The organism is Dyella sp. (assembly GCF_036384435.1).
In the GTDB taxonomy this organism is placed as follows: Bacteria; Pseudomonadota; Gammaproteobacteria; order Xanthomonadales; family Rhodanobacteraceae; genus GSA-30.
Genome location: NZ_DASVMI010000190.1, coordinates 1 through 9,538, shown reverse-complemented (window position 1 = coordinate 9,538; position 9,538 = coordinate 1). Strand labels below are relative to the sequence as shown.

General features: G+C 60.3%; 10 protein-coding genes. 9 read left to right on the top strand and 1 reads right to left on the bottom strand.

Annotated elements, in window-relative coordinates; genetic code table 11:
* From lepA to recO, 6 genes are all read left to right on the top strand, one after another.
* Window positions 1-1,072: translation elongation factor 4 (gene lepA / locus VF436_RS20495; protein ID WP_330905910.1), on the top strand; the 1,072-nt coding region annotated here is incomplete at its 5' end.
* A 96-nt stretch (window positions 1,073-1,168) separates the two neighbouring features.
* Window positions 1,169-2,044, top strand: coding sequence for a signal peptidase I (lepB, locus tag VF436_RS20490; RefSeq protein ID WP_330905909.1), 876 nt, complete (start codon window positions 1,169-1,171; stop codon window positions 2,042-2,044).
* A 189-nt stretch (window positions 2,045-2,233) separates the two neighbouring features.
* Entirely contained in the window at window positions 2,234-2,611 is a 378-nt protein-coding gene (locus VF436_RS20485; protein WP_330905908.1) for a DUF4845 domain-containing protein, read from the top strand.
* A 13-nt stretch (window positions 2,612-2,624) separates the two neighbouring features.
* A complete protein-coding gene (rnc, locus tag VF436_RS20480) occupies window positions 2,625-3,281 on the top strand; it encodes a ribonuclease III (RefSeq protein WP_330905907.1) in 657 nt (218 codons plus the stop codon).
* A gap of 138 nt (window positions 3,282-3,419) precedes the next feature.
* Entirely contained in the window at window positions 3,420-4,358 is a 939-nt protein-coding gene (era, locus tag VF436_RS20475; protein WP_330905906.1) for a GTPase Era, read from the top strand.
* A 63-nt stretch (window positions 4,359-4,421) separates the two neighbouring features.
* Complete coding sequence (recO, locus tag VF436_RS20470; protein WP_330905905.1) at window positions 4,422-5,138, top strand: DNA repair protein RecO; 717 nt, start codon at window positions 4,422-4,424, stop codon at window positions 5,136-5,138.
* A 7-nt stretch (window positions 5,139-5,145) separates the two neighbouring features.
* Here the strand turns inward: recO and VF436_RS20465 are convergent, their stop codons facing one another.
* Complete coding sequence (locus tag VF436_RS20465; protein WP_330905904.1) at window positions 5,146-5,874, bottom strand: response regulator; 729 nt, start codon at window positions 5,872-5,874, stop codon at window positions 5,146-5,148.
* Window positions 5,875-5,918: 44 nt separating this feature from the next.
* Here VF436_RS20465 and VF436_RS20460 point away from each other — a divergent pair, with 44 nt between their 5' ends.
* The 3 genes from VF436_RS20460 to VF436_RS20450 form a co-directional block, all read left to right on the top strand.
* A complete protein-coding gene (locus VF436_RS20460; protein WP_330905903.1) occupies window positions 5,919-7,943 on the top strand; it encodes a hypothetical protein in 2,025 nt (674 codons plus the stop codon).
* Window positions 7,944-7,972: 29 nt separating this feature from the next.
* Window positions 7,973-8,569, top strand: a complete 597-nt coding sequence (locus tag VF436_RS20455; RefSeq protein ID WP_330905902.1) for a YdbL family protein — start codon at window positions 7,973-7,975, stop codon at window positions 8,567-8,569.
* Window positions 8,570-8,650: 81 nt separating this feature from the next.
* Window positions 8,651-9,538 (top strand): TRAM domain-containing protein (locus VF436_RS20450; RefSeq protein WP_330905911.1); only part of this gene is annotated, 888 nt, incomplete at its 3' end.

Genomic DNA, 9,538 nt, shown 5'->3' with positions numbered 1-9,538 from the left:
CACCCCCAAGCGCAAGAAGCTCGATCGCCTGGGAGCAGGCGAAGTGGGTTGGTTGACTGCATCCATCAAAGACGTACACGGCGCCCCTGTGGGCGATACCCTGACCCATGCAGGCAAGCCGGCCGATAAGCCCTTGCCCGGGTTTCAGCAGATGCAGCCGCGTGTGTTTGCTGGCTTGTTCCCGGTTTCGGCCGATGACTACACCGCCTTGCGAGAGGCGTTGGACAAACTGCGCCTGAACGACGCCGCGCTGTTCTTCGAACCCGAAAGCTCCGAGGCCATGGGCTTCGGTTTCCGTTGCGGCTTCCTGGGCATGCTGCACATGGAGATCGTGCAGGAGCGCCTGGAGCGCGAATACGATCTGGATCTGATCACCACGGCACCAACCGTGGTCTATGAGATCCTCAAGAGTGATGGCTCGATACTGATGCTGGACAACCCCGCCAAGCTGCCGGGTTCGTCGCAGGTACAAGAAATTCGCGAGCCGATCATCGTAGCCAACATCCTTACGCCAGAAGCCTACATCGGCAATATCGTGACGCTATGCCAGGAAAAGCGTGGCGTGCAGCGTTCGATCCAATACTTGGCTACTCAGGTGCAGATCAGCTACGAGATGCCGCTGGCCGAGGTCGTGCTGGATTTTTTTGATCGCCTGAAGTCGGTGTCGCGCGGCTATGCCTCGATGGATTACCACTTCGAGCGCTTTGACGCCGGTCCGTTCGTGCGCGTGGATGTGCTCATCAATGGCGATCGCGTGGACGCCTTGAGTCTGATCGTGCATCGCAGCCATGCTGACCGCCGTGGTCGTGACCTGGTCGAACGCATGAAGGACCTGATCCCTCGCCAGCAATTCGATGTCGCTATTCAGGCGGCGATCGGTGCGCAAGTCATTGCACGCTCCACCGTCAAGGCACTACGTAAGAACGTGCTTGCCAAATGCTATGGCGGCGATGTCAGCCGCAAGAAAAAGCTCTTGGAGAAGCAAAAGGAAGGCAAGAAGCGCATGAAGCAGGTTGGCCGCGTGGAGATTCCACAGGAAGCCTTCCTGGCCGTATTGAAGGTCGACAAGTAAACGGGAAATGGTGGACAGTAAGTCATTGACGCTGGTGCTGATGCCTCATGCCGGAAGATGACCTCGCACCTTTGACCGCCTTATCAGGAGCTGTACATGGATTTTGATTTTTCGGCGATCTTGCTTGGCTTGACCGTGCTGTTTGGCGTGGTCTGGCTGATCGACCGCATGTTCTTCTTCAAGGCACGCAAGGAGCGGGCTGCAGCCTCTGGAGAGGAAATTCCCGAACCCGTAGCAGTGGATTGGTCGCGATCGCTGTTTCCCGTGGTGTTGGTCGTGCTGGTTCTGCGCTCGTTCGTGGCCGAACCGTTTCGCATCCCCTCCGGTTCGATGATGCCCACGCTCAATGTGGGTGACTTCATCCTCGTCAACAAATTCTCCTATGGCTTGCGCCTGCCAGCCTTCAACACCAAATTCCTGTCCCTGGGCGAGCCCAAACGTGGCGACGTGGTGGTGTTCCGTTTCCCCGGCTATCTGTGCCAGGACGGCGAAAAAATGGTTCGCAGTGGCGACATTACGTGCGCTAACCCGCATGCGCCGGTGGAAAATCAGAACTGGATCAAGCGAGTGGTCGGCCTGCCGGGGGATCGCATCGAGGTGCATGGCGACACCCTGTTGATCAATGACGTGCCGGTTTCGGCCGATGCGATCGGGCCGTACGTGGGCGACCCCAAGCAGCAAGAGTCACGTCTGATGCTGGAAATGGGCGCCACGGTATGGAACGAGCATCTGGGCAATGTGACCCATAAAATTGCCCGCATGCCGGCCTACAACACGCCGCCTTCGATCCCCAATGATAAGGTGCCTTCGCTGGTTCCCCAGGGCTGCTATCTGGTCATGGGCGACAACCGCTATAACAGTACGGATAGTCGCTGGTGGGGGTGCATGCCAGAGCAGAACCTGGCTGGCAGGGCGTTCCTCGTGTGGATGAATATCAGCGATCCTAAGCGTATTGGTACCTCGATTCACTGATTTGAGCTTGTTACGGGCTGTGCCTCCCGTCTCGGTCCCTTTCGCAAACGCGATGCAGGGCACGTGACCGGAGGCACAACTACAGGCAAAATCCGAGAAGTCTGGCGCCGGGGAAGCCGCTGTCAGCTTGCCGGGTTGGTATAAACGCGTTTAGGGGCACCGCCGCCGGGGCGGCGTAGCGAGGGGACTATGAAAAAGCGTCAGTCAGGCATCACCCTGATCGGGTTTCTGGTGGTTTTGATTGTGGTTGGCTTTTTTGGCTACATGGCCATGAAGCTGGTCCCGTCCTACACCGAATACATGGGCGTGGTGAAGGCCATGAACCAGTTGTCCAGTTCAGGCGTGGAGGGTAAGTCCCTCGATGAGGTGCGGCGCGACCTGATCTTCAAGATGGGCTTCCAGTACGTTGACGATTCCACGGTCACCCCCAAGGACATCACGCTGCATCGCAATGGCAATGCAGCGGAACTGACCGTCGCGTATGACAAGCGTATTCCGTTCCTCTACAACATCGATTTCCTGCTGCACTTTGAGAAATCCGTTACCTTGAAGGGTAACGTCGAATAAGAGTTACAGCGTTTTGTCCAAGCTTTCCTACCGTTTCAACGATCCGGTGCTGGCCGATCTGGCGCTCACGCATCGCAGCGTGGGCAAGCCCAACAACGAGCGGCTGGAATTTCTCGGCGACGCGTTGCTGGGTGTAGTTATCGCCGAACTGCTGTACGAGGTTCATCCTCATGCCAGTGAAGGCGAGTTGTCGCGCCTGCGTGCGCAACTGGTCAATGGTCAGGCCCTGGCCGTGATCGCTCGTGAGCTGGAACTGGGGGATCGTCTCCGGCTTGGGCCTGGCGAGCTCAAGAGCGGCGGATTCCGGCGCGACTCGATTCTTGCAGACGCCTTCGAGGCGTTGCTCGCGGCCGTGTACCTTGATGGTGGTTTCCAGGCGTGCCGCCAGGTGGTATTCGAGCTTTTCAAGGATCGAGTCGCTGCGCTACCTCGCTCCTCCAAGGATGCCAAAACACGCTTGCAAGAGTGGTTGCAGGCCCGTGGATTGCCCCTGCCGCAATACGAACTGATTGGTGCCCTTGGCGAAGATCATGCCAAGACCTTCGACGTCTCCTGCGCCATCGCCGAGCCCAGGGCCATTCATGCCGAAGGTCACGGGGGGAGCCGCCGCGCGGCTGAACAGGATGCCGCCGAAACTGTGCTACGCCAACTGCTGGAGACGGCAGGATAAATCCATGCCTGCTGGGGCCCCGTGCCGGTCAGATCCACGCACGCATGCGCGCTGGCGGCGCTTGCCGGTGCATTGCCTTACAATGACTGCCCTTTTGCGAGGCACCCACGCCTTGCGCGACTACCAGGCTTCAAGCCCATGAACGACCACGAAAGTTTCGACCCCATCGGTGCCCCCGAACTGCCGCACGATGATTTCCGCTGTGGCCTGGTGGCTTTGGCGGGAAGGCCCAATGTGGGTAAATCCACCTTGCTCAATGCCTTGGTAGGCTTTCGGCTATCTATCGTCAGCCCGCGCCCTCAAACCACACGGCATCGCATTTTGGGTATCGCTACCAGCGAGGCGGGGCAGATTCTTTACGTGGACACGCCTGGCCTGCACCGTGGGGCCAAGCGTGCGATGAATCGCAGCCTCAATCGTGCGGCGCGGTCGGCTATCAGCGAAGTGGAGCTGATCGTCCAGGTGATCGAGGCAGGACGTTGGACCGACGAGGATCAGACGCTTTACGACGCACTGGTCGAGCAAAAAGTGCCGCGGTTGCTGGCGATCAACAAGGTTGACCTGACCAAGGACAAGAGCGCCATGTTGCCCTTCGTGTCCGAGTTGATGGCCAAACATAGTTTCGACGACATCTACTATGTCAGCGCGCTCAAGGAAAAAGGGCTCAAAGGTCTGGAAGAGGGCATCCTCAAGCGTCTGCCGGTACAGCCACCCGTTTATGGCGAGGATGAGGTCACCGATCGCAGCGAGCGTTTCCTTGCAGCCGAGATGGTGCGTGAGCAGTTGATGTTGCGCCTGGATCAAGAATTGCCTTACGCCACCACGGTGGAGATCGAGCAGTTTCACGAGCGTCCGGACGGCATGGCTGAGATTCATGCGGTGGTCTGGGTGGAGCGCGACGGCCAGAAGGCGATTGTGATAGGGCAGGGCGGCGCTCAGCTCAAAGCCATCGGCAGCTCCGCTCGCCGCAATATGGAGCGTGTATTCGAACGCAAGGTGTTTCTCAAGTTATGGGTCAAGGTCCGCGAGGGCTGGGTGGACGACGAGTCCATGCTCAAGAAGTTTGGTTATGAGTGAGCGGTTCGCGCCAACGAGCCACCTCACAGTCCGCATGGCGGGCGGCCAGCAACGAGTGACCCGATGCATATCGATCAGCAGCCTGTCTATGTGCTTCATTCCCGGCCTTACCGGGAAACCTCGCTATTGCTTGAATGCCTGACGCGCGACCTGGGGCGAATCGGTGTCGTGGCTCGTGGCGTACGGAGCGAGCGAAGCAAGGCACGCTTGCAGCGTGCCTTGCTTGAGCCCTTCCAGCCGTTGGAGATGGATCTGCTTTATCGAGGGGAGCTGGCAACTTTGAGGGGCATGGAGGCGGCCGGCCCTCTCACCAGGCTGATCGGCGACGCCAATCTTGCCGGCCTCTATCTCAACGAACTTATCGTAAAGATGACAGGGCGGCAGGATCCAATTCCTGATGTATATCAGGCCTATGCCGAGACGCTCGCTCAACTGCCGGGTGAATCCCTGGCCTGGAATGTGCGCCGTTTCGAGCGTGACCTGCTGGAGATCCTCGGTTATGGCTTGCAGTTGGCCTGGGAGGCGGAGACGGGCGATCCGGTCGAGCCTGAGCGTACTTACCGCTATCAGGTGGAGCAGGGGCCGGTGCGTTGCATTCCAGGGACCCTGCAATCGTTGCGAGGGAGTGATCTATTGGCCTTGTTGCACGATGAGAAGCCCGATGTCGCCGGACTGAATGCTTTGCGCAGCATGATGCGCGAAGTCATCCGTTATCATCTCAATGGCGGCGAGTTGCGCGCTTGGCGGGTGTTTGGTGGTGCGGGAGCTCGTGGAGGTTAGCGAGAAATCAGCCTTGCAGGGCTTTGATGGTGGCTTGCACCGTGGCTTGGAAGCCATCGGTCAGCTGCTTGGGCAGACGTTGTCCGTGTAATAGTCGTTGTTGCAGGAGTTGGGTTTGCGCGGCAAGCGAGGCCGTTCCGCAAAAACCGCAGGAAGCAAGCAGACGATGCAATCGTTCGCGTAGCCGGCTCCTGTCCTGCACCAGCACAGCCCATTCCTTTTCAAGCAGCAGCAGTTCCTCGCGCATGAGGCTGCGCAACGCCTTCATGACCTGGGAATCGCCGCTGCTGGAAAGAGCCTGAGCGTCGTCGAGCAGGGGTTGACCTGCCAACTGGGGATCAACCAGGCCGAGGATACGTTCCAGTTCGGCCGGCTGGCACGGCTTGAGCAGTACTTCATGGAAGCCATGTGCGAACAGGTTCATTCGTGTTGGCTCATCCAACTCGGCGCTGGTGGCAACGGCAGCCCCCTCATAGCCATGGGCACGCAATTCGGTCAGCACCTGAATGGCACCGGCACCCGGCATGCGGCAATCGAGGATAAGCATGCGAAAAGCCTGGCTTTTGCCCTGGGCGATGGCCGAGGTGCCGTCCGGGCAACCAGTGACCTCAAGACCGCGCTTGCGCAGTACTTCACTGAGAAAGAGCAGACTCGCCGGATCGTCGTCGGCGACCAATACGCGATGAGGGGCATCCAATGCAAGCGTCTGGGAGGAATTTTCGATAGGAGAAGTCATGACGGGTCCGTGTCGTTCATCTTGTTTTGGCAGAATGGTTGGACATGAGTTTCGCACCAAGCCGCCTGTTGCTGATATTCCTTCTGCTGGCCGAAATAGGACTGGCTGCGTCCGCGCACGCCGATACGTGTGTCAAGGCGAGACAAATGGCCTTCGCGGGTATGAAATTCCAGGATATACAGGCCCAATTGGGCGAGGATGGCAGCGGCGGCATCCGCCTGGCGTTTCACGTAGGAAAGGCCGATATTCCGGTGATGGGCTGGCGCAAGGTCGGGGTTACGCTGCGCGGCACCCTGCAAAGGGATGCTGAGCTGCGCTGGCTGTTCGCCGGGGGCGCGCAGTTGGCCAATGCACCGGGCGGGGCCTTGAGTGATGCAAAGGTCGCCATGGTCATCGACGATGGCGCCAATACCTTGCAGATCGATCTCACCCAGGGGCAGGCCCAGGTCAGCGGTGCGCTGCCGCTGGATCAACCCTCGCATGCTCAGATCAACCTCAATGCGATGCCTGCGGGCTGGCTCCAGGGCTTGCTGGCTACCGTCTGGTCGGGTCGCACCACCAGTGGCCGGATCAACGCGGATGTGGCGCTCGATACGCGTGACGAAGGTATCCAGGCGTCTGGCCAGTTCAGCCTCGACGGCATAGGGTTCGATACTCCTGGAGGCCGTCTTGCGGGCCAACAGTTAGGGGGGGGCGGCCGGCTTTCTGTCGATACCACCGGACCGGAGGCCCGCCTGGGCCTGGATGCCAGTCTTCGTGGGGGAGATATCCTGCTGGGACCGCTTTTCGCCCGCCTGCCTGCCGACCATCCTGTCCAGGTCGGTATCGACGCGCGCAGCAAGCACGGCAACTTCGTGATGGATCGGTTGCGCGTCACCGACGCCGACGCATTGCAACTGGAAGGTTCACTGGGTTTCGACGGCAAAGGTGATCTGCAAACACTTCGGCTTGATCGCTTCCAGGCACGCTTTCCCGCCGCCTACACCCGTTACGGCCAATCTTGGCTGGCGGCACTTGGACTACGTGACATGCGCGTCCAGGGGCAGGTCAACGGCATGTTCAATCTCGACGGTGGCACGCTGAAGAGTTTCAGTTTCGACACCGACGGCCTGGACGCCGCCGATGCCGAAGGGCGGCTTGCTGTGGCCGGGCTTCGCGGAGGGATGGATTGGGCGGCCCAAGGTGATCGTCCGCCGACGACCCTGGGATGGCGTAACCTGGATATATACCGCATCGCCAACGGTGCGGCGCAGGCTCATTGGCAGAGTCGTAACGGCACCATGGCCTTGCAAAGGCCGTTGGACGTTCCTGTGCTAGGGGGCAAGTTGCATGTGGGGGAGTTCGCCTGGCGCCCAGCGGCCGGCAAGGGTGAGCGGCTCAACACCTCGTTGGTGCTCACAGGGATCGACATGGCCGCCTTCAGCCGAGCGGTGGGATGGCCTGAGTTTTCCGGCACACTGGGGGGCGCCATTCCTGGCTTGCGCTGGGTGGATGATCGCTTCGAGCTCGAAGGTGGCCTGACGGTCAACGTGTTCGACGGTTTTGTCGAGATGACGCGCTTGTCCCTGCAACAGCCGTTTGGTCCCACGCCTGTATTCAGTGGCAATGTCCGCCTGAGCCGCATCGATCTGGGTGCGCTGACCAGTGTCTTCGATTTCGGCAGCATCACCGGACGGATGGATGGCTCGATCGACCAATTGCGCCTGGTGAACTGGAACCCGGTGGCTTTCAAGGCGAGCTTGCTCGCCCCTGATGGCGGCAAGATCAGCCAACGCGCGGTCAACAACCTCACCAGCGTCGGTGGTGGCGGCCTGGCATCCGGCCTGCAAGGCGCGGTGCTGCGAATCTTCAAGACTTTCAGCTACAAGCGCATCGGTCTCAACTGTACGCTGGAAGGCTCCCTGTGCCACATGGGAGGTCTCGATCGGGACGGAGACAGTTACACTATCCTCGAGGGTAGCGGGTTGCCGCGCCTGCAGGTGGTCGGCCACCAGACACAGGTGGACTGGCCAACACTGGTGCGCCGCCTCAAGGCGGCCACCGAGGGAGCCGCACCGGAAGTCCATTGACTTCATGCCTCCCAGTCGAAGGAGTCGCCATGCGCAAGCTAGCCTATGGTTTACTGATCACCGTGCTGGTCGCGCTGGTGGGATGCGTTACGATCAATGTCTATTTTCCCGAGGCCGCCGCGCAAAAGGCTGCCGACCAGTTCATCGGCACCGTGATCGATAGCGCAACCGCCCCGGCCGACATAAAGCCGGCGCCGGAGTCGAAGAAGGGGGGGCGTCCTGCCGCCATGCTCCTGGACCTGCTGGTGCCGGCCGCCTATGCCGCCGATACCCCGAACCTGCGGGTGCAGACCGCAGCTACGGAGGCGATCCAGGCGCGCATGCAGGATCGCTTTCGCACCACGTTAGGGCCGTTGTTCGACAGCGGTGCCGTTGGTTTTACCCAGGATGGATTGGTTGCCGTGCGCGACATCGGTTCACTGCCGCTGGACCGGCGCGCTCCCGTGAATGCCGCAGTCGCCGATGAGAACCGCGATCGCAATGCCTTGTATCGCGAGGTCGCCAATGCGAACGACCATCCCGAATGGGAAAGTCAGATTCGCATCACCTTTGCCAAGGGCTGGATCGAGCGCGCCAAGGCAGGCTGGTATTATCAAGATACCTCGGGTGCCTGGAAGCGCAAGTAAGCCGCCTCGCGACCCGCCCATTCCACGTTTTTCAAGGCACGCCCGGATCGCCACGATGCGGGCGTGCGGTATTTTCAAGCAATGAAAGAGTTCCAGACCGCCATCACCGATCTCAGTCACGACGGCCGTGGCGTAGCCCGCATCGACGGCAAGGCCGTCTTCGTCAGTGGCGCACTGCCCGGCGAAGAAGCCCTGGTGCGCATCCGCCGTCGGCATCGCAACTTCGACGAAGCCGAAGTCATCCAATTGCTGAGCCGCTCACCACACCGTGTCGATCCGCGTTGCCGTCATTACGGCCAGTGCAGCGGCTGTTCACTGCAACATCTCGATGCGGCCTCGCAGATTGAAGCCAAGCAGCGCGTCCTGGCAGAAAACTTCGAGCGCATCGGCAAGGTACAGCCGGAGAACTGGCTGGCACCGTTGACCGACCAGCCATGGGGATATCGCCGCAAGGGCCGCCTGTCTGTACGCAACGTAGCCAAGAAAGGGCGCGCGCTGGTGGGATTTCGCGAGGAAGACAATCCGCGTTTCGTGGCTGACATCGAGCAATGCGAAGTCATGCATCCCGCCTTGGGGCCGAAGATCGGGTTGCTCGGTCAGCTGATCAGCGGCATGGAAGCGGCCAGCGACATCGCGCAGATCGAATTTGCCGCAGGTGACGACACCATGGCGCTGGTATTTCGCCATCTCAAACCGCTCAGCTCGGCCGATCAGGCCGCGCTGGTGGCGTTCGGACAAGCCCACGATTTGGCGATCTATCTCCAGCCGGGAGGCATCAGCAGCGTGCACCCGTTATGGCCAGAAGCGCCGCGGCTGGCTTTTCGCATCGCCGCTGACGATAACCCCGCGCATGACGTAGAGCTCGAATTCCGCCCGCTGGATTTCGTCCAGGTCAATGCCGGCATGAACCAGCGCATGATGTCGCGGGCTATGGCCCTGCTCGATCCGCAGCCGGACGATCGCGTCCTC

Excerpts from the sequence above, each read along its gene's own strand:
- lepB (WP_330905909.1), top strand. The coding sequence starts at position 1,169 with ATGGATTTTGATTTTTCGGCGATCTTGCTTGGCTTGACCGTGCTGTTT.
- VF436_RS20485 (WP_330905908.1), top strand. The coding sequence starts at position 2,234 with ATGAAAAAGCGTCAGTCAGGCATCACCCTGATCGGGTTTCTGGTGGTT.
- era (WP_330905906.1), top strand. The coding sequence starts at position 3,420 with ATGAACGACCACGAAAGTTTCGACCCCATCGGTGCCCCCGAACTGCCG.
- recO (WP_330905905.1), top strand. The coding sequence starts at position 4,422 with ATGCATATCGATCAGCAGCCTGTCTATGTGCTTCATTCCCGGCCTTAC.
- VF436_RS20465 (WP_330905904.1), bottom strand. The coding sequence starts at position 5,874 with ATGACTTCTCCTATCGAAAATTCCTCCCAGACGCTTGCATTGGATGCC.
- VF436_RS20460 (WP_330905903.1), top strand. The coding sequence starts at position 5,919 with ATGAGTTTCGCACCAAGCCGCCTGTTGCTGATATTCCTTCTGCTGGCC.
- VF436_RS20455 (WP_330905902.1), top strand. The coding sequence starts at position 7,973 with ATGCGCAAGCTAGCCTATGGTTTACTGATCACCGTGCTGGTCGCGCTG.